General features: G+C 32.0%; 24 protein-coding genes. 19 read left to right on the top strand and 5 right to left on the bottom strand.

Going from position 1 to position 24906, the window contains the following annotated elements:
* Positions 1-70 precede the first annotated feature (70 nt).
* Positions 71-634 carry an AraC family transcriptional regulator gene (locus C3729_RS08220; RefSeq protein ID WP_260204503.1) on the bottom strand — a complete coding sequence of 188 codons (564 nt, stop codon included), beginning with the start codon at positions 632-634 and terminating at the stop codon, positions 71-73.
* 63 nt (positions 635-697) lie between these two features.
* Between C3729_RS08220 and C3729_RS08215 the strand changes: the two genes are divergently transcribed.
* Both C3729_RS08215 and C3729_RS08210 read left to right on the top strand, forming a co-directional pair.
* Positions 698-1564 (top strand): aldo/keto reductase family oxidoreductase, encoded by an 867-nt coding sequence (locus C3729_RS08215; RefSeq protein ID WP_104793723.1) that lies wholly within the window; start codon positions 698-700, stop codon positions 1562-1564.
* A 340-nt stretch (positions 1565-1904) separates the two neighbouring features.
* On the top strand, positions 1905-2252 hold the full coding sequence (locus tag C3729_RS08210; protein ID WP_104793722.1) for an RNA recognition motif domain-containing protein: 348 nt from the start codon (positions 1905-1907) through the stop codon (positions 2250-2252).
* A gap of 72 nt (positions 2253-2324) precedes the next feature.
* Here C3729_RS08210 and C3729_RS08205 read toward each other — a convergent pair whose 3' ends face one another.
* From C3729_RS08205 to C3729_RS08195, 3 genes are all read right to left on the bottom strand, one after another.
* Complete coding sequence (locus C3729_RS08205) at positions 2325-4124, bottom strand: DUF4153 domain-containing protein (protein WP_104793721.1); 1800 nt, start codon at positions 4122-4124, stop codon at positions 2325-2327.
* A 77-nt stretch (positions 4125-4201) separates the two neighbouring features.
* Positions 4202-4585, bottom strand: coding sequence for a BlaI/MecI/CopY family transcriptional regulator (locus tag C3729_RS08200; RefSeq protein ID WP_104793720.1), 384 nt, complete (start codon positions 4583-4585; stop codon positions 4202-4204).
* A gap of 41 nt (positions 4586-4626) precedes the next feature.
* Positions 4627-5235 (bottom strand): phosphatase PAP2 family protein, encoded by a 609-nt coding sequence (locus C3729_RS08195; protein WP_104793719.1) that lies wholly within the window; start codon positions 5233-5235, stop codon positions 4627-4629.
* Between the two features lie 174 nt (positions 5236-5409).
* Here C3729_RS08195 and pdhA point away from each other — a divergent pair, with 174 nt between their 5' ends.
* The 17 genes from pdhA (at position 5410) to C3729_RS08110 (ending at position 23824) form a co-directional block, all read left to right on the top strand.
* Positions 5410-6411, top strand: coding sequence for a pyruvate dehydrogenase (acetyl-transferring) E1 component subunit alpha (gene pdhA / locus C3729_RS08190; protein WP_104793718.1), 1002 nt, complete (start codon positions 5410-5412; stop codon positions 6409-6411).
* A gap of 95 nt (positions 6412-6506) precedes the next feature.
* Positions 6507-8120 carry a pyruvate dehydrogenase complex dihydrolipoamide acetyltransferase gene (locus tag C3729_RS08185; RefSeq protein ID WP_104793717.1) on the top strand — a complete coding sequence of 538 codons (1614 nt, stop codon included), beginning with the start codon at positions 6507-6509 and terminating at the stop codon, positions 8118-8120.
* Between the two features lie 386 nt (positions 8121-8506).
* Positions 8507-9172 carry an ABC transporter ATP-binding protein gene (locus C3729_RS08180; protein ID WP_104793716.1) on the top strand — a complete coding sequence of 222 codons (666 nt, stop codon included), beginning with the start codon at positions 8507-8509 and terminating at the stop codon, positions 9170-9172.
* Positions 9173-9222: 50 nt separating this feature from the next.
* On the top strand, positions 9223-9900 hold the full coding sequence (radC, locus tag C3729_RS08175; protein WP_104793715.1) for a RadC family protein: 678 nt from the start codon (positions 9223-9225) through the stop codon (positions 9898-9900).
* A complete protein-coding gene (locus C3729_RS08170) occupies positions 9897-10793 on the top strand; it encodes a hypothetical protein (RefSeq protein ID WP_104793714.1) in 897 nt (298 codons plus the stop codon). Before radC ends, C3729_RS08170 begins: the two co-directional genes overlap by 4 nt.
* 35 nt (positions 10794-10828) lie before the next feature.
* Entirely contained in the window at positions 10829-11338 is a 510-nt protein-coding gene (locus C3729_RS08165) for a hypothetical protein (RefSeq protein WP_104793713.1), read from the top strand.
* 29 nt (positions 11339-11367) lie between these two features.
* Positions 11368-11985: an inorganic pyrophosphatase gene (locus tag C3729_RS08160; RefSeq protein WP_069798390.1), complete on the top strand. Its 618-nt coding sequence runs from the start codon at positions 11368-11370 to the stop codon at positions 11983-11985.
* Positions 11986-12163: 178 nt separating this feature from the next.
* Complete coding sequence (locus tag C3729_RS08155; protein WP_104793712.1) at positions 12164-14437, top strand: sodium-translocating pyrophosphatase; 2274 nt, start codon at positions 12164-12166, stop codon at positions 14435-14437.
* A gap of 94 nt (positions 14438-14531) precedes the next feature.
* Positions 14532-15617: a DNA polymerase III subunit gamma/tau gene (gene dnaX, locus C3729_RS08150; protein WP_069798392.1), complete on the top strand. Its 1086-nt coding sequence runs from the start codon at positions 14532-14534 to the stop codon at positions 15615-15617.
* A 371-nt stretch (positions 15618-15988) separates the two neighbouring features.
* Positions 15989-16222: a hypothetical protein gene (locus tag C3729_RS08145; protein ID WP_104793711.1), complete on the top strand. Its 234-nt coding sequence runs from the start codon at positions 15989-15991 to the stop codon at positions 16220-16222.
* Positions 16223-16234: 12 nt separating this feature from the next.
* Complete coding sequence (locus tag C3729_RS08140; RefSeq protein WP_104793710.1) at positions 16235-17509, top strand: TIGR00341 family protein; 1275 nt, start codon at positions 16235-16237, stop codon at positions 17507-17509.
* A 34-nt stretch (positions 17510-17543) separates the two neighbouring features.
* The gene (locus C3729_RS08135) at positions 17544-18953 is read left to right on the top strand and encodes a chloride channel protein (protein ID WP_260204502.1); all 1410 of its coding nucleotides are present in this window, start codon (positions 17544-17546) and stop codon (positions 18951-18953) included.
* Between the two features lie 110 nt (positions 18954-19063).
* A complete protein-coding gene (locus C3729_RS08130) occupies positions 19064-20143 on the top strand; it encodes a chorismate mutase (protein WP_104793709.1) in 1080 nt (359 codons plus the stop codon).
* Positions 20144-20370: 227 nt separating this feature from the next.
* On the top strand, positions 20371-20844 hold the full coding sequence (locus C3729_RS08125; protein WP_133159962.1) for a hypothetical protein: 474 nt from the start codon (positions 20371-20373) through the stop codon (positions 20842-20844).
* 75 nt (positions 20845-20919) lie between these two features.
* The gene (rsgA, locus tag C3729_RS08120; protein WP_104793707.1) at positions 20920-21846 is read left to right on the top strand and encodes a ribosome small subunit-dependent GTPase A; all 927 of its coding nucleotides are present in this window, start codon (positions 20920-20922) and stop codon (positions 21844-21846) included.
* Positions 21847-21933: 87 nt separating this feature from the next.
* Positions 21934-22860 carry a mevalonate kinase gene (locus tag C3729_RS08115; RefSeq protein WP_104793706.1) on the top strand — a complete coding sequence of 309 codons (927 nt, stop codon included), beginning with the start codon at positions 21934-21936 and terminating at the stop codon, positions 22858-22860.
* A 70-nt stretch (positions 22861-22930) separates the two neighbouring features.
* Positions 22931-23824, top strand: coding sequence for a UbiA family prenyltransferase (locus tag C3729_RS08110; RefSeq protein WP_104793705.1), 894 nt, complete (start codon positions 22931-22933; stop codon positions 23822-23824).
* Here C3729_RS08110 and C3729_RS08105 read toward each other — a convergent pair.
* Positions 23821-24903, bottom strand: coding sequence for an arabinogalactan endo-beta-1,4-galactanase (locus C3729_RS08105; protein WP_104793704.1), 1083 nt, complete (start codon positions 24901-24903; stop codon positions 23821-23823). The two genes, C3729_RS08110 and C3729_RS08105, sit on opposite strands and share 4 nt — an antisense overlap.
* Between the last annotated feature and the right edge of the window lie 3 nt (positions 24904-24906).

The following is a 24906-nucleotide window of genomic DNA, read 5'->3' as shown; positions in this document are numbered from 1 at the left end:
ATAAAAACCATTATCAAATCTTGGCAGAATGTTATGAAATTTAGATTTTTAGGATTTAAGGAAATAAATTTTAAATCAAATCAATAGGAAGTCTCTTTTTTTCTTTGAGTTCCTGAAATTGTGATGGCGAAAATCCTGTGATTTTTTTGAATTGTTGAGAAAGATGTTGAACCGTTTTATAACCTAATTTATCGGCAATCTGAGAAAGGGTAAGTTCGCGATATATCAAAAGTTCCTTTACTTTTTCAATTTTTTGAAGGATAAAATATTGTTCTAAAGTGATGTTTTCTGTTTGCGAAAAAACCTTAGAAATACTGCTGTATTCTTTGTGGAGTTGCTCGGAAAGGTATTTAGAAAGCAAGAAATCTTCATTAATATCAAGATTTTGAACTTTTTCCAAAATCAGTTTTTTGATGGTTTCGATTTGTTTTTGTGATGCATCTTCTAGAATTTCAAAACCTATTTTTTTTAGATTTTCGTTGAGTTTTTCAAGCTGTTTTTTTGAAATTTCTGTAGAAATATCCACCCAACCCAAATTCACCGAAACCACATCAATTTCAGAATTTCGGAAAACGTCTTCCACTGCAGTAATGCAGCGGTTACAAACCATGTTTTTAATGTGAATAGTCATCATTTATTCACAAAAATACAACTTTTAGAACTTGTAGTTTTCTTATCTTTGATAAAAATTAAAATTATGGATTTTTCAAAAATTATTATTGGGATAATGCGATGGGGAATTTGGGGAGCCAATCATTCTGAAAGAGGTGTGCAAAAATTAATAGAAACGTCTTTAGAAGAAGGTTTGTATACTTTTGACCATGCAGATATTTATGGTGGTTATACCACAGAAGAGTTGTTTGGGAAGGCTTTTTCGGGAATGAAAATTGAACGTGAAAAAATTCAGTTGATTACCAAATGTGGAATTTGTATGCCTTCTGAAAAGAAAAATTTTCCGCTGAAATACTATAATTATTCTAAAGAATATATTCTAAATCAGGTAGATGAGAGTTTGAAAAATCTAAAAACAGATTATATCGATTTGTTATTGTTACACAGACCTTCTCCACTCATGAATCCTGAAGAAATAGCTGCTGCATTTGGGATTTTAAGAAGTTCTGGAAAAGTAAGAGATTTCGGGGTGAGCAATTTTTCGGTGACTCAGTTTGATTTAATTTCTAAATATTTTCCGCAATTAGTGACTAATCAAGTAGAAGTTTCTTTGACGGAAACCAAAGCTTTTTACGATGGAACGATTGACCAAATGATGATGAAAAAGTTGCAACCTATGGCTTGGAGTGTGATGGGAAGTTATTTCGCAGAAGATTCTGAAAGAACCGCGAGAATAAAGTCGGTTTTGGGCGATTTGTCAAAAAAATATAATGCAGACGAAGCGCAAATTTTACTTGCGTTTCTCCTAAAACATCCTGCCAAAATTTTACCCATTATAGGAACATCTAAATCCGAAAGTATAAAATCTCTGAAAAAATCTTTAGAAATAGATTTAACTGTAGAAGATTGGTTTACGCTTTTAGAAGCTAGTTTGGGACATAAAGTGCCTTAGAATTAGGTAAAGTTAAAGTTAAAGTTAAAGGTAAAGGTAGAGTAGTTTTTTTGAGGTTGAGTGGTGTTTTATAACGTAAGATTGCGTGAGTGCGAAGCCATTTGTCTGAGCTCTCCCGAAAATTTATTTTCGGGAAGCGAGTGAGCGTAGAACGACCTATTTTACAGGGATTTAGGCTTTGGGAAATAGGGCACGCCAAAATAAAAATTGTTTATGTCATTTATTGTTGTATCTTGCGAAAGATTTCTTATAAATGTTTTTCAAAATAATGTTCATTCGTTTTTTGTCATCTTTTATAATTCAATCATTTAGGACAATTTTAATTTAATTTTTTTTAACAATGAACATTTTTGTTTCAAACATCAATTACGTAACTAAAGATTATCAGTTACAAGATTTATTTTCAGAATTTGGCGAAGTATCTTCGTGCAAAATTATTACAGACAAAGAAACAGGTAGAAGTAGAGGATTCGGATTCGTAGAAATGAGTGATGAAGAAGGTCAACAAGCAGTTGAAGCTCTTAACGGTAAAGAATTTAACGGAAAAGAACTTAACGTTTCTGAAGCGAAACCAAGAGAAGAAAAACCAAGAAGAAGTTTCGATAACAACAGAGGTGGTGGTTACGGAAACAGAGGTGGTTACGGAAATAACAGAGGTGGAAACGATAGAGGTGGAAGCCGTTGGTAAACAATCTTTTTTCAAAGAAAAAAATGAAGCGACTCAGGAATGAGTCGCTTTTTTTATTGGTCTATTTCGAAATTATTTTTTCTTGACTAAAATGACCATGTCTCTCACAGAAATATTATCTTTTTTGTTGACTTTATTGTTGATGATTTCTGAAAAATATACTTTGAAATGATACTGGTGCAAATCAAATTCTGTAGAGATTTCTTCCAATGGAGTACTGAGTTGGTCTGCATTATCTTTTTCTAATTGTTTTTTGAGAAATGGAGTTAAATCATAAGATTGAGTAACTTTTGTAGGTGATTCTAAATTAATGATATATCCTGAGAAAATATAACCATCTTTAATTGGTTTTGTCTTTAGCTTATAATCGTTTAATTGTTCTTCATTTTGAATATCAATATTGCTAAAAACAAAAAGTTTTTCGTAGTTCTGAATGTCATAATTTCTTTTGCTAGAAAACACTCCTTGATAATTATATTGATAATCTTTATTTTCTTTAGATTTAAGGGTGTTTTTGAAAGAAATTCTTATTTCTGAGTTCACCATATATCTTTCTTTTTCTAATATTTTTTTGAATTTAGAAAGATGAGTTTTTGGGATAAAATTCAGTAGAAATGCTTGTTGTTTTCTTTCGTTCAGAAATTGAAATTTATTGGCAATTTCAATAGCTACTGAATCTTGAATCGCTTTTTCAAAATTAATTTTTCCTTTTTCTAAAAGTTGGTTTTTGGTTAGAATCTGTTGTAATTCTGTTTTTTGACTTCTTTTAGCGGTAGAAAAAGCATTAACATAAGGAAAAATCAATGCAAATACACCGAAGATAAACAGTGAAATAGGTACAAATTTAATGGTCGCTTTTTTGTAAAAAATAAAATAAAAAACTACTGTGGTAAGCCAAATTGCCAATAACAAAACGAAATATCTCGGTTCTGTATAACCATATTCTAAAATTCTGGTAAAAATCGCTACAAAAAGTAAAACCAATAATGGAATAAGCGTGTAATAGAAAATTTTGGAGAAAACTTTTACCCAAGATTTTGCAGATTCTTCTTTCAGTGGATGAACCAAAAGCAAGGCTAAAATTCCGACCACTGAATAAATTAAAATAAGATAAGAAACCCAACCTCGCGGTAATTCCCAGTTAATCAATATTTTACCTGCGTAAAAATATAAAATAGTTACATAAATTAATAATAGCGGAATAAGAACAAACTGTGTGAAAAATTTCAGAATTTGAGGGTAACTTCCATCTTTTTCGAGTTGGAAAATTCCTTTGTCGTTAAAAATTAGAAAAATGAAAGTGCTTCCTGAAATGGCTAAAAATAGTATGGTTTTAGGATAAAGATTGTTGTTAAAATTGAAGTCAAATAATTTATCAACCGCCAAAATCGCCAAAACAACTCCCAAAACCAAAACGCCTGTGAAAACGCCGGTTAAGAAAATATTGATGAATAAATTTTTATTAAATTGCCAAAAATTAAGTTCTGGTTTTTTATTCAAAAATCCTGAAAATGAAACGAATAAGTGAGATAAAATGACCAGCGCAAAAATCACGAAGCCATTTACTTCTGTAAATTGCTTTTCGGAGTTTGGCAAATAAAAATAAAACCAAACGAGAAATGCAGCTCCCAAAATTTCTAAAAGAAAACTTTTGCCAATTCTTTGAGAGAGCATTTTGATACCAAACATCAGCGAAATTCCCAAACATCCAGCAAAAGCTAATTTGGTTACTAAAAATTGATTGTCTTGATGGTCAATTTCTATTGCAACTACTGAAGAAATAGCTGCAATAAGCGCTGTAGTAAGAACCATAGGATATCTTAAAATAATATCATCGGTTTTTCCCCAGATTTCTTTAAATTTTGTAATCATGATGTATGCTTTGAAGTTGGAAAAAGGGTGTTCTATTTCATAAACTTTTCACCTATAACATCCATTATCCAACAGAATTATTTTTTCTTCTTCTTTTTCTTCCTTTTGTCTTTGTCCTTTTCTTTTTCAGGTACGGAAAGCTGAACCATTCCTTCATTCATTAAGTCCACTAACAAAGCATTAGGGTTATTATCGTAAAAATTCAGAATGAAGTTTTTTAACAGTGTTTTTTTATAGTTTTCCTGAGTTACAGAGATTTCATATTTATGAATTCTTCCTTCAGAAACAGGTTTTAGATAGTTTTTGATAACCAAATTTTTCAAAAAAGTAGAAACGGTGTTTTGGTGTGGTTTTGGCTCGGGAAAAGCAAGCATAATGTCTTTAAGATAAGTAGGGCCAAGTTTCCAAATGATTTTCATGACTTGTTCTTCGCCAGAAGTCAAGGATTTAAGATTTTCCATATTCTTGAAATTGAATTATAAATGTAGTAAAAATTTTAAGATTATAGAAATGTCTGAATATTAAAATATAAGTAAGCTAAAGAAACCACCGTTCCGATAAATGCTCCCATTATCACTTCTTTCGGCGTGTGCCTTTTCAGAATAATTCTAGAAATGGCAACAAATGATGTAAGAACGAACCAAATAATGCCTAAAATAGGATTCAAAGAAAAGAATAGCGCTGTTACAAAAACATTAAAAGCAGTGTGCATAGAACTTTTGATGAAAAAATTACTGATGTGCATAATCAGCATGAGAATAAACAAGAAAACTATGATGAAAAGCAAATCTGTTCTTTGGTTTGTAAAATACAAAACCCCAGTATAAATGGCAATGATGATGAAATTAAAAAGATAAAGACTGTTTCTCTGTTTTCGGTCAGAAACATCCATATTGGTGTAGTTTCCTTTCTTTACATTCCAGCCAATCCATGAAAAAATAGGAATAACCACTAACGCAATCATCAATAAAATATTGATTAAAGATTCTTCCCAATTCATTTTTACATAAGCAAAACAAATAAAGAAGATGAGTAGCGAAAAAAGTGGATTGAGTAGGTTAGAAATTACTTTAGAAAGGAATACAACAGCAGAAAAATTTTTCTTAGACATGGATTTATAAATGTTTTTTCAAAAATATAATATTTAAAGAAACAAATATCATCATTATTTGTGACATAAGTTTTCTTATAAACAAAAGAATTTTACTATTTTTGCATATTATTCAGAAAAATGTTCTTTAAAGGCATTTTAAATTTTGAAAAATCAACAAATTAAAACTTATCAATGAAAGAGTTTTCTAAAGAAGTTTATTTGCAATGGTATGCAGATATGACAATGTGGAGAAGGTTTGAAGACAAATGCCGTTCTCTTTATCTAAAACAAAAAATTAGAGGTTTTTTACACTTATACAATGGCCAAGAAGCTATTCCTGCAGGATTTGTACATGCGATGGATCTTACTAAAGATGCGATGATTACAGCATACAGATGTCACGTTCATCCTATGGCAATGGGAGTAGATCCTAAAAGAATTATGGCAGAATTGTGTGGTAAAGCTACAGGAACTTCTAACGGATTAGGTGGTTCTATGCACATTTTCTCAAAAGAGCATAGATTTTACGGAGGTCACGGAATTGTAGGTGGTCAGATTCCATTAGGAGCAGGTATTGCATTTGCAGATAAGTATTTTGAAAGAGGTGGAGTTACCATTTGTTATTTTGGTGATGGAGCTGTAAGACAAGGTGCTTTACACGAAACCTTTAACATGGCAATGAACTGGAAACTTCCAGTAGTTTTCGTGGTAGAAAATAACCAATACGCTATGGGAACATCAGTTTCTAGAACTGCAAACCACGAAGATATCTACAAATTAGGTTTAGGTTACGAAATGCCTTGTATGCCTGTAGATGCTATGGATCCAGAAAAAGTAGCAGAAGTAGCTTACGAAGCTGTGGAAAGAGCAAGAAGAGGAGACGGACCTACTTTCATAGAAGCTAGAACTTACAGATTCAGAGGTCACTCTATGTCAGATGCTGAACCATATAGAACTAAAGAAGAAGTAGCTCTTAAAAAAGAAGAAGACCCAATCGTTTTAGTTAAAAACAGAATTTTAGAAAACAAATGGGCTACTGAAGAAGAATTAGAAGCTATCGAAGAAAAATCTAAAATGTTTGTAGAAGAATGTGAAGCTTTTGCAGAAGAATCTCCATATCCAAGTGCAGAAAAAGTATACGAATATGTTTATTCTGAACCAAACTATCCATTCTTAGATAAATTAGAAAATTAATTTTAAATTCATTTGAAATTTGAAATTTGAGTTTGAAATTCTTTGAGTTTTAATCTCGAATCTCGAATCTCAAATCTCAAATCAATATAAAAATTATGGCTGAAGTAATTACAATGCCCAGACTTTCTGATACAATGACCGAGGGAAAAGTATCAAAATGGCATAAAAAAGTAGGTGATACAGTAAAAGAAGGCGATGTTTTAGCCGAAATCGAAACAGATAAAGCCGTTCAAGATTTTGAATCAGAATTTAACGGTACTCTTTTATACATTGGTACAGAAGAAGGAAGTAATTCTCCTGTAGATAGCGTTTTAGCAATTATAGGAAATGCCGGAGAAGATATTTCTGGTTTAGTTTCAGGAGGTAATTCTGCTCCTCAAACAGAAGAAAAGAAAGAAGAAGTTGCAGTTTCTGCACCAGAAGTTTCGGCTGTTTCAGCAGAGATTCCTGCAGGTGTAGAAGTAATTACTATGCCTAGACTTTCTGATACCATGACTGAAGGAAAAGTGGCTAAATGGCACAAAAATGTAGGTGATGATGTAAAAGAAGGTGATATTCTTGCAGAAATTGAAACAGATAAAGCGGTTCAAGATTTTGAATCAGAATTTAAAGGAACTCTTCTTTACCAAGGTGTTTCAGAAGGAAACGCAACAAATGTTGATGAAATTTTAGCCATTATTGGTCCTGCTGGAACAGATGTATCTGCAATTGTTGCAGGTGGTGGAAAAGTTTCTGCTCCAGTTGCTACAGAAGCTCCAAAAACTGAAACAGCACCAGCGGTAAATGCTACAGTTTCTACTACAACTTCTACTGGTGGAAGAATTAATATCTCTCCTTTAGCTAAAAAAATGGCTTCAGAAAAAGGAATTGATATTTCAACCGTTAAAGGAAGTGGCGACAACGGAAGAATCGTTAAAAAAGATATTGAAAATTATCAACCAAGTTCAGCTCCAGTTCAACAAACTGCTGCAGTTTCTACAAGTGTAGCTTCTGCTCCTGCTGCTCAAGTGGCTATGAATTTCGTAGCAGGTGAAACTACAGAAACCGTAAACTCTCAAGTAAGAAATGTTATTGCAAAAAGACTTTCTGAAAGTAAATTTACTGCACCGCACTACTATTTAATGGTAGAAATCAATATGGACAAAGCTATCGAAGCAAGAAAAGAGCTGAATAGTTTACCAGACACTAAGGTTTCTTTCAATGATATGGTGATTAAAGCTACTGCTTTAGCATTGAGAAAACACCCACAAGTAAATTCTTCTTGGGCAGGTGATAAAATTATTCACCACGGAAATATCAACGTAGGTGTAGCAGTTGCAATTCCAGATGGTTTAGTAGTTCCAGTTCTTAAAAATGCAGATTATATGAATTATAATCAAATTTCTGCATCTGTAAAAGATATGGCTTCTAGAGCGAAATCAAAAGGTCTTAAAGCTAATGAAATGGAAGGTTCTACTTTCTCTATCTCTAACCTTGGTATGTTTGGAATCGAAACCTTTACTTCGATTATTAACCAACCGAATTCTTGTATCCTTTCAGTAGGTGCAATTATTGAAAAACCAGTGGTTAAAAACGGTCAAATCGTGGTAGGAAATACTATGAAACTTTCTTTAGCTTGTGACCATAGAGTAGTAGATGGCGCTACAGGTGCACAATTCTTACAGACTCTTAAAACTTATTTAGAAAGTCCGTTGACTATGTTATTGTAAAATTTTACAATTTTATATATTAAAAATCCTTTCATTTTTTGAAAGGATTTTTTTATTTTGGTGTATCTTGTTGTAAAATCCATTGCAATTCCCAAGTTATTTTATAACTAGACCGTGCTTTTCGCTGCAAATTAAGGAACGAAATTCGCCAATTCCTTTCAAAACATTAAAAATATTATTGGCAATTCCTCATTCATTTACGCTCGCTTCGCTCGCGCCATTTCATTGCGGGATTTACGCTACAATCACTTACGCGAAAGTATTTTTTTATTAAATCTTTCATTTTCATTTCTCTTTGAAATTATAAAAGCATCCTTATTTTAAAAATTTTAAAAAATCTAAAATCTAAAATCTAAAATCTAAAATCAATTTACTATTTTTGAACTATGATTAAAGCGAAAAATATTCACAAATCTTACGGTGATTTAGAAGTTCTAAAAGGAGTAGATTTAGAAATAAAAACAGGCGAAATTGTTTCCATTGTTGGGGAATCAGGAGCTGGTAAATCTACTTTGCTACACATTCTGGGAACTTTAGATTTGCCTTCTCATATAGATAAATACGGAACAGAATTAACGATTGGTGATCAATCATTTCTAAAAATGAATGACAGAGAGATTTCTAAATTTAGAAATGAAAACATAGGATTCGTATTTCAGCATCACCAGTTATTGCCAGAATTTACAGCTTTAGAAAATGTACTGATGCCTACGAGAATTTCTGGGAAAAACGAAAAAGAATCTATGGATAAAGCATTTCTGTTGTTCGAAGAATTACATATTGCGCATAGAATTCAGCATAAACCAAAAGAACTTTCTGGTGGTGAAGCGCAACGTGTAGCCGTAGCCAGAGCTTTAATCAATTCTCCGAAAATTATTTTTGCAGACGAACCCACTGGAAATTTAGATTCCAAAAATGCAGATTCGCTACATCAACTTTTTTTTGATTTAAGAGACAGATACAATCAGACTTTTGTGATTGTAACGCACAATAAAGAACTGGCAGAAAGTACCGATAGAAAATTAGTCATGAAAGACGGACTTATTTTATAAAAGAGCCAAGTAAAAAGTAAAAAGAGTCAAGTTTATCTAAAGCTAAAAAAATGTCCATAAAATTCCTTTCAGAAGATGACAGACCAAGAGAAAAGTTTCTTTTGAAGGGTAAATCTGCGCTTTCAGATTCAGAATTACTGGCGATTATTTTAGGAAGTGGAAATACAGAAGAATCTGCTGTAGAACTCGCTCAGAAAATTTTGAAAAGTGTAGATAATAATTGGCAGAATCTGAGTTTACTTTCCATAAAAGATTTGATGAAATTCAAAGGAATTGGCGAAGCAAAAGCCATTTCTATTGCTACAGCGTTAGAAATTGGCAGAAGAAAAGCATCGCAAGAAATTCCAGAAAAATTAGTCATCAAAAGTTCTGAACAGGCTTATAAAATACTTTTGCCACATCTTTCCGACCTCAGAACTGAAGAGTTTTGGGTAATTTTCTTGAACCAGAAAAATCAACTGATTAAAAAAACTCAAATTTCAAAAGGCGGAATTTCTGCAACTCATGTAGATGTGAGAGTGCTCTTTAAAGAAGCTTTAGAAAATTTTTCCACCAATATTATCGTGGCGCATAATCATCCAACTGGTGTTCTAAAACCGAGCGAAGCAGACATTAGAATGACTAAAAATATTCAAAATGCTGGCGAAATTTTAGATATTAAATTGCTTGACCATATCATCATTGGCGAAAATTCATTTTACAGTTTCGCAGAAGCAGGTTTATTATGATAAAGCGACTGAAATATGAAGAAGTAGATTGGCAGAAATATCAAAATTGTTTAGAGCAGTCTGAACAATACATTTTCTTTGCCGAAAAAAAATATTTAGACCTTTTGCTTCATCAAAATTGGGAAATTCTTGTTGATAATGATTACGAAGCAGTAATGCCCATTCCTTTAGCGAAAAAATGGGGATTTACCTTTGTAGTAATGCCTTTGCAAACTCAACAATTAGGGGTTTTTTCAGAAAAAGATACTCAAGAATTAAATGAATCTTTTTTAAAGTTTTTTCAACAACATTATAAGGTGTTTTACTATGCTTTTAATGCCAAAAATGAGTTTACAATTCTTTTAAAAACTAGAAAAAACTATAAATTATTTGCTGAAGATTACGAAAGTATCAAAAAGAAATATTCTATTCACAGAAGAAGAAACGTGAGGATTACAAATGCTTTGCGGGATAAAATAAAATTTACGGAAGCCGAAAATCTGAATCATTGTGAATCATTTTTTACTGAAAATGTGATTGGTTTTTCAAATTTTTCTTTGAAAAAGCGAGCTTTTGAAAATATGAAAAACTTTTTGAGTCAAAATCTTTTGAAAGTATATGAACTGTATTTTGAAGGAGAATTGGCTTCACAAGCGTATCTAATAGAATCTGAAAATGAAGATTTTTTGGTTAATTTTATTAATGATAAGAAATTTTCTAAGTATAATTTGTCGTCTATTATTCTTGACCAAATTTTCAGAAAAAACATTGAGAAAAAGGATTTTAACTTTCATGGAAGTAATATTTCTGAAATTGCAGAATTTTATAGGCGTTTTGGCGCGACAGAAGAAAATTACTCTTTCGTAGAAAACTCTAAGATTCAGTTACTTAAATCGTATTTTATTAGACAATAATTATTCCTATCTTTGCACCCTCAATTTTTCGTAAAATGAATTTTGAAAACATGCTTCCTTATGCTTTTGCATTAATCATTGCGCTCCCAATAATTTTTTTATTGAGACAATTTGTTTTTACTTATATTAATCTGAAAAACAAAGAGTTAAAGCTTTTAGTGGTAAAGGCAAATGGAGATTTAAAAATGCAAGCCTACGAAAGAATGACGCTTTTTTTAGAAAGAATAAAACCATCGAATTTGGTCAATAAGTTTGATAAAGACTTAGCGATTCATGAGTTTATTTATCTTTTAGAAAAGAATATTACAGAAGAATTTGAGTATAACAGTTCTCAGCAATTGTATATTTCTAGAAATTCTTGGGAGAATGTTGTTGCATCTAAGAATAATGTAATTCAGTTGATGAGAAAAACTTACGAAAGTCTTAGTAATACTGCAAGTTTACAAGATTTCAAAACCATATTTTTAATGAATTATGTAAATGGCGAAGATTTTATAGCAAACACTATAGAAGATTTAAGAAAAGATGCCATTTTATTATCTTAACTTTGTAAAAATTAGAAACAAGTATAATTATGATTCCAAATTTTAAAGCACATCCATGGCATGGAGTTTCTGCAGGAGATGATGCTCCAAATGTGGTAACTACTTTCATAGAAATAGTTCCAGCAGATACAATTAAGTATGAAGTAGACAAAAAAAGTGGATATTTAAAAGTAGACAGACCACAGAAATTTTCGAATATTATTCCAGCATTGTACGGTTTTATTCCTAGAACGTATTGCCACGAAGAAGTTAAAAAATTAGCGATTAGAGAAGGAGCAGTAGATGTTTCAGAAGGAGACCACGATCCATTGGATATTTTAGTGTTAAGTTCACACAATATTCACTCTGGAGGTTTATTGATGGATGCGATTCCTGTAGGCGGTTTTAAAATGATTGACAAAGGTGAAGCAGATGATAAAATCGTAGCGGTAATGGTGGGAGATCAAGTGTATGGTCATATCAGAGATATTTCTGAATTGCCACAAGCTGAAGTTTTCAGACTAAAACATTACTTCTTAACTTACAAAAATCTTCCTTACGAAGAAGCAACTTGTAGAATAGAAGAAATATACGGAGCTGAACATGCAAAAGAAGTAATTGTAGCTTCACAAAAAGATTATTCTGATAAATTCGGGGGAATTATGTAAAAGCCGAAATTTGAGTAAATTTACAAAATCTAGCGAATATTCGCTAGATTTTTTTGTTTTATTTTCAGTACTTTACGATATAAATCATAACTTAAAAAATCTTAAATCTAAATTTGTTTTTTGTGTTATTGTTTTTACTATATTAGTCCCATCAATTGTTAACAAAAATTAATATTCTATGAATTTACTATTTTATTTAGTACCTCTTTTTGGTGTCATAGCCTTACTTTACACCTTCGTTCAAAGTTCTTGGGTAAGTAAGCAACCTGCAGGTAATGACAGAATGAAAACCATTAGTGGTCATATTGCAGATGGAGCGATGGCTTTTCTAAAAGCTGAATATCGTATCCTTACTTATTTTGTAATTGTGGTAGGTATATTATTGGGAATTATGGGATTTAGCAATGCTAATTCTCATTGGAGTATAGGAATAGCATTTGCTGTAGGAGCAGTTTTTTCGGCTACAGCAGGTTATATAGGAATGAAAATCGCAACTAAATCAAATGTAAGAACTGCAGAAGCTGCTAAAACTTCATTAGCTCAAGCACTTAAAGTTTCTTTTACTGGAGGTTCTGTAATGGGAATGGGAGTGGCAGGTCTAGCTGTTTTAGGTTTAGGTTCTTTATTCTTAATTATTAAACAAATTTTCGCGCCAGAAGCCAGTGTAGATTCCCACGAAATGGAAAGAGCCATCGAAATATTGACTGGTTTTTCTTTGGGAGCGGAATCTATTGCTTTATTTGCAAGAGTTGGCGGTGGTATTTATACCAAAGCAGCAGATGTAGGAGCAGATTTAGTAGGAAAAGTAGAAGCAGGTATTCCTGAAGACGATCCTAGAAATCCAGCTACGATTGCGGATAATGTAGGAGATAATGTGGGAGATGTTGCAGGAATGGGAGCAGATTTATTTGGCTCTTATGTGGCTACAGTTTTAGCAACTATGGTTTTGGGTAGAGAAACTTTATCGGTAGATAATTATGGAGGTTTTGCTCCAATCCTTTTACCAATGCTTATTGCAGGAACTGGAATTGTATTTTCAATTATAGGAACTTTCTTTGTTAAAATTTCTGACAAAACAGAAGATACCACTGCTAAAGTTCAAAAAGCATTAAATATGGGGAACTGGGGAAGTATTATTCTAACAGCGGTTGCTTCATATTTTTTAGTGAATTTCATTCTTCCTGAAAATATGACATTAAGAGGTTTTGAGTTTACCAGAATGGGTGTTTTTGGAGCGATTATGGTAGGTTTAGTAGTAGGAACATTGATGTCTATCATTACTGAATATTACACAGCAATGGGAAAAAGACCTGTGACAAGTATTGTGAAACAATCTTCTACGGGACACGCTACTAATATTATTGGTGGACTTTCTGTAGGAATGGAATCTACTTTATTACCTATGATTGTACTTTCTGCGGGAATTTGGGGTTCTTATCTTTGTGCAGGTTTATATGGAGTAGCTATTGCTGCTGCTGGAATGATGGCAACTACTGCTATGCAATTAGCGATTGATGCTTTTGGACCGATTGCAGATAATGCAGGTGGAATTGCAGAAATGAGTGAATTGCCAAAAAGTGTAAGAGAAAAAACAGATATTTTAGATGCTGTAGGAAACACTACTGCAGCTACTGGAAAAGGATTTGCAATTGCTTCAGCGGCACTTACTGCGTTAGCATTATTTGCAGCATTTGTTGGAATTGCAGGAATTGATGGTATTGATATTTATAAAGCAGATGTTTTATCTGGGCTTTTTATTGGAGCAATGATTCCATTTATTTTCTCATCATTAGCAATTAATGCAGTAGGAAAAGCGGCTATGGCAATGGTAGAAGAAGTAAGAAGACAGTTCAGAGAAATTCCAGGAATTTTAGAAGGAACTGGGCAACCAGAATATGACAAATGTGTTGCTATTTCTACGGATGCTTCTATCAAAAAAATGTTATTACCTGGTTCTATTGCTATTGTTACGCCATTATTAGTTGGTTTTATTTGGGGGCCTGAAGTTTTAGGAGGCTTTTTAGCAGGAGCTACTGCAAGTGGTGTCTTACTGGGAATGTTTCAAAATAACGCTGGTGGAGCTTGGGATAATGCGAAAAAATCTTTTGAAAAAGGAGTTGAAGTGAATGGAGAAACTTATTATAAAGGTTCTGAAATGCACAAAGCTTCGGTAACGGGTGATACAGTAGGTGATCCATTTAAAGATACTTCTGGACCTTCTATGAATATTTTGATTAAGTTAATGTCAATTGTTTCATTGGTAATCGCACCTACATTAGCTTCTATGTTTGCCGAAAAAATTGAAAAAGATAGACAGCATAAAATAGAAACCATGATTTCTGCCTCTCAAAAGAAATCTGTTTCTATGAACAATTGCACTACAGAATGTATGGAAGAATGTTCCGCTCAAGGAAAAAATTGTGAAACCGAACATTTTCAATGTTGTAAATAAAAATCTAACCGTCGTATTTTTTACGGCGGTTTTTTTTTGAAAAACTTTGTCATTATAATTTTTAAAATTTCATTTATTTCCCTATTTTTGACCAATGGAAAATTTTATCGTATCCGCAAGAAAATATCGTCCGCAAGAGTTTGATACTGTTGTAGGACAATCTCACGTTACAGATACCTTAGAACACGCCATAGAAAATAGTCAGTTGGCTCAAGCGTTGCTTTTCTGCGGACCGAGAGGTGTAGGAAAGACTACTTGTGCTAGAATTTTGGCTAGAAAAATCAACGAAAAAGATGGTTCTACCTCAGAAGACGGATTTGCGTATAATATCTTTGAATTAGATGCTGCTTCTAATAACTCAGTTGATGATATTAGAGATTTAACAGACCAAGTTCGTTTTGCTCCACAAGTTGGGAAATATAAAATTTACATTATAGACGAGGTTCATATGCTGTCTACAGCGGCATTTAATGCTTTTCTTAAAACATTAGAAGAACCTCCAGCTCACGCTATTTTTATTTTAGCAACTACCGAAAAACATAAGATTATTCCTACCATTTTGTCAAGATGTCAGATTTATGATTTCAAAAGAATCACCATCGAAGATATACAGGAACATCTTAGAAAAATTGCAGAAAAAGAAGGCGTAAATTATGAAGATGATGCATTGTTTTTAATTGCTCAAAAAGCTGATGGAGCACTGAGAGATGCACTTTCTATCTTTGATAGACTTACCACTTTTACTCAAAAAAATATTACACTTGCTAAAGCTGCAGAAGTTCTCAATATTCTAGATTACGATCAATATTTGAAAATTGTAGATTTAGCAAAAGAAAATAACATTCCGGGAATTCTTACCGCTTTCAATGATATTGTTAAAAAAGGTTTTGACCCACATTTATTTATTGGTGGATTGGGAAGTCATTTCCGTGATTTAATGATGGCACAGAATGCTTCTACACTTGCTTTAATAGAAGTAGGTGAGAACACGAAACAGAAGTTTTCTGAACAGAGCAAAAATTGGAGTGCACAGCAACTCATAGATGCTATAGAAATCTGTAATCATGCAGACATTAATTACAAAAATTCTAAAAATCCAAGATTAACGGTAGAAATCGCTTTGATGCAGTTGGCCAGTCTTACTGCTGCAAAAAGTGATGATAAAAAAAAAAGTTCTTAATTCTAGCGCCACTATTTCGTAAAAAGGAAAGCGAAAAGCAAAAAGTAGTTCCAGAAAAACCACAAGAAACTTTACCGTCAACTAAAAAAACAGAAGAATCTGTTCCAAAAACTGTTCAAAAAATTACTGAACCAATTGTTAAGAAAACCATTGTTTCAGAATTTAGTATTCTTGCTACGCTCAATAAAAAAGAGGAAGAAGAAGTAGTTGTCACTCTTCAGAAAAAAGAAGAAGATTTACCAGATCATCATTTCACCGAGAAAGATTTACAAACAGAATGGCAAATTTTTCTAAATGATTTATTTATAAAAGACCAAGTCACTTATTTTGCCGTAAATACAGCAAAACTTCATAAAAAGGAAGAAAATGTAGTGGAGATTTTATATCCTTCAGATTTGGTAAAAACTGAGTTTGAGAAAATTCAAGCGCAATTTTTTAATCATTTCAAGAGAAAAGTCAACAACTACAAAATAGAAGTTTCTTACCGAGAAGACAAAAAACTCATCAAAAAACAAGAAACGAAAAGAGATATTTTCCAAAAATTTGTAGAAATTAATCCCGTTTTAAAAGATTTAGATGAATTGATGAGATTAGATTTAAGTTAAAAATTCCATTTCATGTTTAGATTATTAGATTTACATAAAGGAGAAGAAAACAAACAAAAAGTTTTAGAAAACGTAAAAGATAATATTTCTTTTTCTGGTTCTAATTTATGGATTCTAATGGCTGCGATTCTTGTAGCATCTGTAGGTCTTAATGTAAATTCTACAGCAGTGGTGATTGGAGCCATGCTTATTTCTCCTTTGATGGGGCCTATTGTAGGCGCTGGTTTTGCACTTGGTGTTTTTGATTTTGAATTACTGAAAAAATCATTAAAAAATTTGCTTATTGCTACCATTGCGAGTTTATTAGTTTCTACCATCTATTTTTATATTAGTCCTTTCAAAGAAGCTCAATCAGAATTATTAGCCAGAACATCTCCCAATATTTATGATGTGCTTATTGCATTTTTTGGTGGTTTAGCTGGTGTTATTGCAATAACTAGAGTGGAAAAAGGAAATCCTATTCCTGGTGTTGCCATTGCTACAGCTCTTATGCCACCATTATGTACAGCAGGTTTTGGTTTGGCAACAGGTAATTTTAAGTTCTTTTTTGGAGCATTATTTCTTTATACTATTAATTGTGTTTTTATAGGGATTTCTACATTTTTGATTGTTAAATTTCTTAAATATCCATCGGTTAAATTTGTAGATTTAAAGGAGAGAAAAAGAGTGCAAAATTTGATAACTCTACTTTCTTTACTTGTTCTTTTGCCAAGTATTTATTTTGCCTATTCATTATATAAAGAACAGGAATTTAGGATTAAAGCAGACCAGTTTATTGAAAAAGAATTTATAGAAAAAGGAAATACTTTGGTTTACAAAAAAATAAATTTTTTAAGTAATCCTAGGAAAATAGAATTAGCTTTCTTAAAGAGAAATTTTACTCAAGATGAAATAAAAAAAATGAACCAAAGTCTTTCAGAAATTGGTCTAAACAATACAGAACTTATTATTAAAGCTAATAATTATCAAAATTTAGAAGTTTTAAAAGACGATATTCTCAATGAAATCAATAAAAATTCTGAAAGAGATAAAGAATTATTGGCTTTAAAAAGTCAAACTTTATCTTTAGAAGATAATATGCAGTTGCTTAAAGAAGCTCAAGTTTTGTTTCCAAATATTAATGCGATAAATGTTTCTGAACTCAGTTTTGCACAAGGTGATTCATTGGTTGAAAAACCTGTACTTATTTATCAATCATCAGAAAATCTTACAGATGAAGACCAAATAAAACTGAAAAACTGGATTGAGAAAAGACTTAATAAATCAAATGTAGAAGTGTATAAATAAATTTTAAAGCTTCAAATCATGTAAAAAATATTCAATGAATTTTCATTACAAAAGATTGCTGGTTCCCATTCGGAAAAATTTTATTGTAAGAAATCTACTTTCTTATTTTAAAAACGTATACCAAAGAACCACTTATGCCAATTCTACCCTCAAAAAGCAGTTTCTACAGTTTTTACCCTTTTTATTGGCTTCATTCATTACTGGTTTTGTGGCTTTCTTGTACAGTAAAATATTCACCTTTTCAGAAAAATGGTCTCACGAAATTTTTCATCAGAATAAATTATATATTTTCATCATCACGCCTTTGAGTTTTTTCATTTCTTGGTTTTTGGTAAGAACTTTTGCTAAATATTCTGCAGGAAGCGGAATTCCGCAAGTCATGGCTTCAGTAGAATTGTCAAAACCAAATACACATTATCTTGTTAAAAGATTTTTGAGTTTAAGAATAATCATCATCAAAATTTTAGCAAGTGCTGTAAAAGTTTTTGGTGGAGGAATTGCAGGAAGAGAAGGGCCAACGATACAAATTGCAGGTTCTATTTTTGTGGAAATTCATAAAAGATTGCCAAAATGGTGGGTTCCAATTTCCGAGAAAAATGTAATGATTGCAGGAGCTGCTTCTGGTTTAGCTGCTGCTTTTAACACACCACTTGGCGGAATTATTTTTGCGATTGAAGAATTAGCCAAAACACATATTAAGTATATTAAATCTCCACTTTTTGTAGCAGTTATCATCGCCGGTCTCACTGCGCAAGGTTTTGGTGGCAGTTACTTGTATCTAGGTTATCCTAAAACCAATTACTCTGGTTGGCTGGTTTTTGTAGGAATTTTTATTACGGCTATTGTTGCTGGATATTTTGGAAGTAAAATGTGTAGCATTATCATTGCAGTGATGAGTTTTTTTGAGAAATTCAAGAAAAACTATCAACAAGTTTTTATCGTTTTTTTCTGTGGATTTTTTGTGGCAACTTTCATCTATTTTTTCGGAACCGAAGTTATGGGCTCTGGTAAAGAATTAATGGAAAGATTGCTTTTTACCTCAGATAAATCGGTAGAATGGTATTTACCTTTTTTGAGAATGAATGGTTTAATTGCTACTTTCAGTTTTGGTGGAGCAGGAGGCGTTTTTGCCCCTTCATTAAGTTCTGGAGCAAGTTTTGGAGCGTTAATTGCTCAATTGCTACAATTAACAGGAGATAATGCTAATTTATTGATTTTAATTGGGATGACTGCTTTTCTTACAGGAGTTACCAGAGCGCCATTTACCTCTGCAATTATTATATTTGAAATGACAGACAGACATAGTATTATCTTTTTTCTATTATTGGGAGCAGTTCTCGCTTCTTTGGTTTGTAATTTTGTAACCAAGAGAGCTTTTTATGATGTTCTGAAAGAAAAATATATCGAAAAGGCTCTGAATCAAGAAAATATTGAAAAAAAATAAAAACAAATAGTCGTAATTTTCTATATTTGAAAAATATTTCAAAAAAGAACATAATTGAACACGCTTTTTGCGTGTTCTGTATTTTATAAAAGTTGTAAGAATCACGAAGTATGAATTTAAAAGATTTACAAAACGATTGGATTAATGAGTTCCCGAAACCATTAATTATAGCAGGACCTTGTAGTGCAGAATCAGAAGCACAAATGATGGAAACTGCACAAAGATTGAAAGATAGTGGTGCAGAAGTTCCCGTTTTTAGAGCAGGAATTTGGAAGCCAAGAACCAAACCAAATGGTTTCGAAGGAGTAGGAGTTATCGGTCTTAATTGGCTTAAAAAAGTAAAAGACGAGTTTGGTTTTAAAACAGCAACCGAAGTTGCCAATGCACATCACGTTTATGCAGCTCTAGAAGCAGATGTAGATATTCTTTGGATTGGAGCGCGTTCTACCGTAAATCCTTTTACCGTTCAAGAAATTGCTGTGGCATTAAAAGGAACCAATAAACCTGTTTTGGTGAAAAATCCGGTAAATCCAGATTTAGCACTTTGGATTGGTGCTTTAGAAAGACTTTTAGGTCAAGATGTGAAAAACTTAGGCGTTATTCACAGAGGATTTTCATCTTATCAAAAAACAAAATATAGAAATTTACCCAATTGGCAAATCGCATTAGATTTTAAACACCAATATCCAAATATTCCAATGTTTGTAGACCCTTCTCACATTTGTGGTAGAAGAGATTTGCTTTCAGATGTTACTCAGGAAGCATTTAACGTAGGTTACGAAGGAGCGATGATAGAATCTCACTGCAATCCTGATGCAGCTTGGAGTGATGCAGCTCAACAAATTACGCCAGAAGTTTTGGCTGAAATGTTAGGAAATCTACAAATCAGAAACTCTGATATTTCAGGATTTGATGAAGAAATGGGCAAACACAGAGCTTTAATTTCTGATATCGACTTCCAATTAATAGAATTATTATCAAACAGAATGAAAATTTCTGAAAAAATTGGAGCGTTGAAGAAAGAGAATAACATCGCGATTTTCCAGCCAGACCGTTGGAAAGTGATTGCAGAATATGCCTCTGCAAGAGCCGAAGAATCTGGAATGGGCAAAGATTTTATAGAAAAAGTTTTCAAAGCGATTCATGAAGAATCCATTGAAGTTCAAAATAATATCATGATTGATAAATAACAACAAAACACGCTGAAAAGCGTGTTTTTTTTATTGTGAGAAGATTTCGTAAATTTCCAAAAACATTTATTCCAAAAACTTCTAAAATGAAGCATAAAAAATTAAAAATTCTAATTATAGTTTGGATTTTTCTAATCTTAATAAACTATTATTACATGCCATATTTTATTCTTCCACTTGTTTGGTTATTAAATGTTTTAGTCTTACTTGTAATTGTTTTAATTCAAATGATTAAAATTTTTAAAGAGCGAAAGAATATTTCAAGACAAAGAATTGTAATTTTTATTTCAGTTTCATTAATCACATTTTTCTCTTTTTATAAATTTTATGGTATTCCAAATTTATTTATAGAAAAACTAGATTGGATTATTTTAAAAGAGAAACGTAAAGATATTGTTTCTGATGTAAAAAAGGGAATTTTAAAATCTAATGTTAGTTGGAATAATGTAGTTTGTGAACTTCCTTTTGAGTTTCCAGTTGTTTCTAACGGAGGAAATGATATATGGATTTCTAAAAATAAAACCAATCAAAAATACACTGTAAAATTTTGGGTTTTTAGAAATTTCTTTGATTCACCTTCTACATACTTAATTTATACTGAAGATGACCAAAATATAAAATATTATAATGAAAAAATAAAAAATGACCCAGAAAGAAACTGGAAAATTGATAATAATTGGTATAGGATTTTTGGAGATTAAAATTTATTGAACACGCTGAAAAGCGTGTTTTTTTATTGTAAGAAGATTTCGTAAATTGCACAAAAGAAATTAGTTTTGAAAGGACTCATCACAAAATCTACAGGAAGTTGGTATCAAGTTTTAGATTTGGAAACTAGGCAAGTTTTCGAGGCGAGAATTCGTGGGAAATTTAAATTGATCAAAACTAGACTCACCAATCCTTTGGCTGTGGGTGATTTTGTAGAATTTCAATTGGAGCAAGATGATATTGCGTGGATTACCAAAATAGAACCTCGCAAAAATTATCTTATCAGGAAATCCGTGAATTTATCTAAAGAAGCGCACATTATTGCGAGTAATCTCGATTTGGCGTGTATTATTTTCACCTTGCAATCTCCAGAAACGTCTTTAGGATTTTTAGACCGATTTTTAGCGTGTTGCGAAGCGTATAATATTCCCGTTCTCATTCTTTTTAACAAAATAGATTTATTGAATTTCGAAGAAGTAGAATTGGTTGAGGAATTGCAAGCCATGTACGAAAATTTAGGTTATCAAACGTTGCAAGTTTCTTCTGCTGAAAAACTCAATTTAGATAAACTTCAAGAAATTTTAAAAGATAAAACTTGCGTTTTCTTTGGTCATTCTGGTGCTGGAAAATCTACTTTGGCAAATGCACTTCAACCTGATTTGAAATTGAAAACCAACGAAATTTCTGAAACGCACAACAAAGGAAAGCACACCACTACTTTTGCTCAAATGCATTTTTGGCATTTTGGTGGTGCAGTAATAGACACACCTGGAGTTCGTGAATTTGCAATGATAGATGTAGAAAAAGAAGAAATTCAACATTATTTCCCGGAAATTTTTGAAAAAGGAAGAGAGTGTAAGTTTCATAATTGTAAACACATCAACGAGCCAAAATGTGCCGTTTTAGAAGCCTTAGAAACCGGCGAAATTCTAGAAAGCAGATATATTACTTATCTTAAATTGATGGAAGAAGCAGATGAGCAAAATCAGTTGTAATTTCTGATTGATTTTATTGATAATCAGTATCTTTACATAGAAAAAGATTTTTTATTATCTTTGCATTATCAAACATAGAATAGATTAATGACGAACCCGTTATTTTACGCTAAAATATTGCTTTTCGGAGAGTACGGAATCATAGAAGATTCTCAAGGTTTAACCTTACCGTACAGTTTCTACAAAGGCACGCTTAAATTTTCTGAAAATCAATCTGATTTCGAGAAAAAATCAAACGAATCTCTATCTAAATACGCTCAATATTTATCTAAATTAAGTCTTCCTGAAGCTTTTAAAATTAATGTAGAAGCCTTCAAAAAAGATATCGAAAAAGGATTGTTTTTTGATTCTAATATTCCACAAGGTTATGGCGTAGGAAGTTCTGGAGCTTTGGTAGCAGCAATTTTCGAAAAATATTCTTTCATTAAATATAATCCCGAAGAGATTTCTAAAAATCAATTAAAAGATTTGAAAAAAGTTTTCGGAGAATTAGAGTCTTATTTTCATGGTAAATCTTCTGGAATTGACCCATTGATTTGCTACATGAACCTTCCGATTTTAATTGAAAACAAAGAAAGTGTAGACAAAGTTTCTATTCCAAAAGAAGAAGCTGGAAAAGGTGCAATTTTCTTGATAGATTCTGGTTCTGTAGGCGAAACTGGACCAATGGTCCAAATTTTCTTCGAAAAATTAAAAAATGAAGGTTTCAGAAAGACGTTGAAAGAAGAATTCATTAAGTACAATAATGCTTGTATTGATACTTTCTTGAACAAAGAAATGACTCCGTTTTTCAAACACTTGAAAGACCTTTCTAAATGGGCTTATGTTCATTTTAAACCGATGATTCCTACCAATCTTTACAACGCTTGGAAAAAAGGTCTTGATACCAATGCTTATTACTTAAAACTCTGCGGAAGTGGAGGCGGCGGTTATATTCTTGGTTTCGCTAAAGATTATGAAAAAGCCGACAAAATGCTAGAAGGCTTCAACAAAGAAGTGATTTATAGATTTTAAGATTTTTGTAAAGAAGTCTGAAATTTTCAAATTTTTTCTCTGAAATCTGACATCTAAAATCTCAAATCTAATGAGTAACAATCCCATTCTTCATCGTTTATCTCAATTGGTGAGTTTGCTTTTAGGAGCAAGGATTTTTGTATTGGCATTGTTCACATTTACGCTGTATGTTTCTACTTTTTTTCTTTTTAACCAAGAAGAAAGTCTCAGAAAATTTGTTTTCGATTATAAAGTTCATGGAATCATTCTCTGTGCGATGCTGAGTATTGCAGCAGGCGGAATTATCAACCGTTTTTATGACAAGGAAAAAGACGAAGTAGAAAAGCCATTTAGAAGCAGATTACAAAGTTTCTTAAAGGAAAAATATTTCTTGTACAGTTATATAATTCTCAATATTTTTTCATTGGGAATTTCTGCAATGCTTTCTTGGAGAATTCTTATTTTTTTCTTGATTTATCAATTTATTATTTGGTTTTACAGTCATAAATTGAGCAAAATGCTCATTATTAATAATCTTACTTTTGTTAGCTTGACACTATATCCATTTTTTGGATTATTAGTTTACTATAAGCATTTTTCGTATAAATTATTTTTAATGGCAGCATTTTTATTTTTAATTATGTTGACCATTGATTTGATTAAAGATGTATTGACCAGAAATGTAGATAGAGTTTTTGGCTATAATACAATTGCCAATTTTTTCGAAAAAAAAGTGAGTTATATTGTCATCGGATTTGTGATTTTTGCAAATGTTTTGGTATCTATTCTGTTGCTTTTCTTCATCCCGAAAACCAATTATATGTTAGGTTACTTTTCATTAAGTATTCTTTTTTTCGTAATGATGAGTTTTCCTATTCTTACTTATCAAAAATCTAAATTATTTTGGGTAATCAATTTCTTTAGAATTTGGGTTTTTGTTGGCGTAATTTTCATGTTGATCAATGGCATTTTTGAAAGGTTTTAATCTTTATTAAATGCTTGAATAGCTTCTAAAGCGTTATGATTAAAATCCCAAAGTGCTTGATTTTCCCAAGTAGAGCCATTGGTTGCTTGATTTCCTTTGAAGGCAATCCATTCTCCTCCCCAATAACAGAATCCAGTACCATTCGGAACTGATTTTACCAATGATTTGATGGCGAGAATATAATTTTTTTGACCAGAAGCAGTAGCGTCATAACCTGCAACCAATTGATTGCTTTGTCCCACCACATTATTGGTCCAATCATTCCAACTTAGTGTAAAAGGATAAGAGGTTTCTGCTAAAATGATTTTTTTGTTATACGTTTGGCTTAGTGTAGTGAGCTTGGTTTTTAAATCAGTTAAAGACGTTCCATGATAAACGGGATAATAAGAAATGCCAATGTAATCATAATTTAGGTTTTTCACTTTATTAAAATACCAATCTGCTGAACTAGAATTTCCCGCAAAATGCAACATAATTTTAGTAGCACTATTGGCGGTTTTCACGCTTGAAATAGCAGTATTTGTTAATTCTAAATATTGAGTTTCATTGGTAGAAAGTTTTCCTTCTGGCCATAGAAATCCATCATTGGTTTCATTTCCTATTTGTATGATTTCGGGTTTTATTTCGGTGACTACTTGTTTAGTATAAAAGCTTACAGCAGATTTTAAATCAGAAAAATTTAAATTTTGCCAAGCTACAGGCTTCGTTTGATTGCCTGGATCTGCCCAAGTATCAGAATAATGAACGGTGAGCCAAACTTTCATTCCGTGGGTTCTAACTTTAGTTGCCAGTTGTTTTACTTCAGATAAATTAGAATGTCCGTTACTAGGATTGTTCCAAAGACGAATTCTAATGTAATTTACTCCAGCATTTTTTAAAGTAAGTAATGGGTCTTGCACAGTATTATTGTACTTAAAAGAAACTCCTGCTGCTTCTATTTCTGGTAAAAATGATAAATCTGCAGCTCTAATAAAACTATCTTCTGTAGGAATTGGAGTAGGAGTAGGTTCTGGATTATCGCCGCCAGAACTACAAGAAATGAGTGCTAATGTTAAAAAACAGAAAATTAACTTTTTCATTTT

This window comes from Cloacibacterium normanense (genome assembly GCF_002943105.1).
Lineage (GTDB): Bacteria > Bacteroidota > Bacteroidia > Flavobacteriales > Weeksellaceae > Cloacibacterium.
This window is presented reverse-complemented; position numbering and strand designations above follow the sequence as displayed.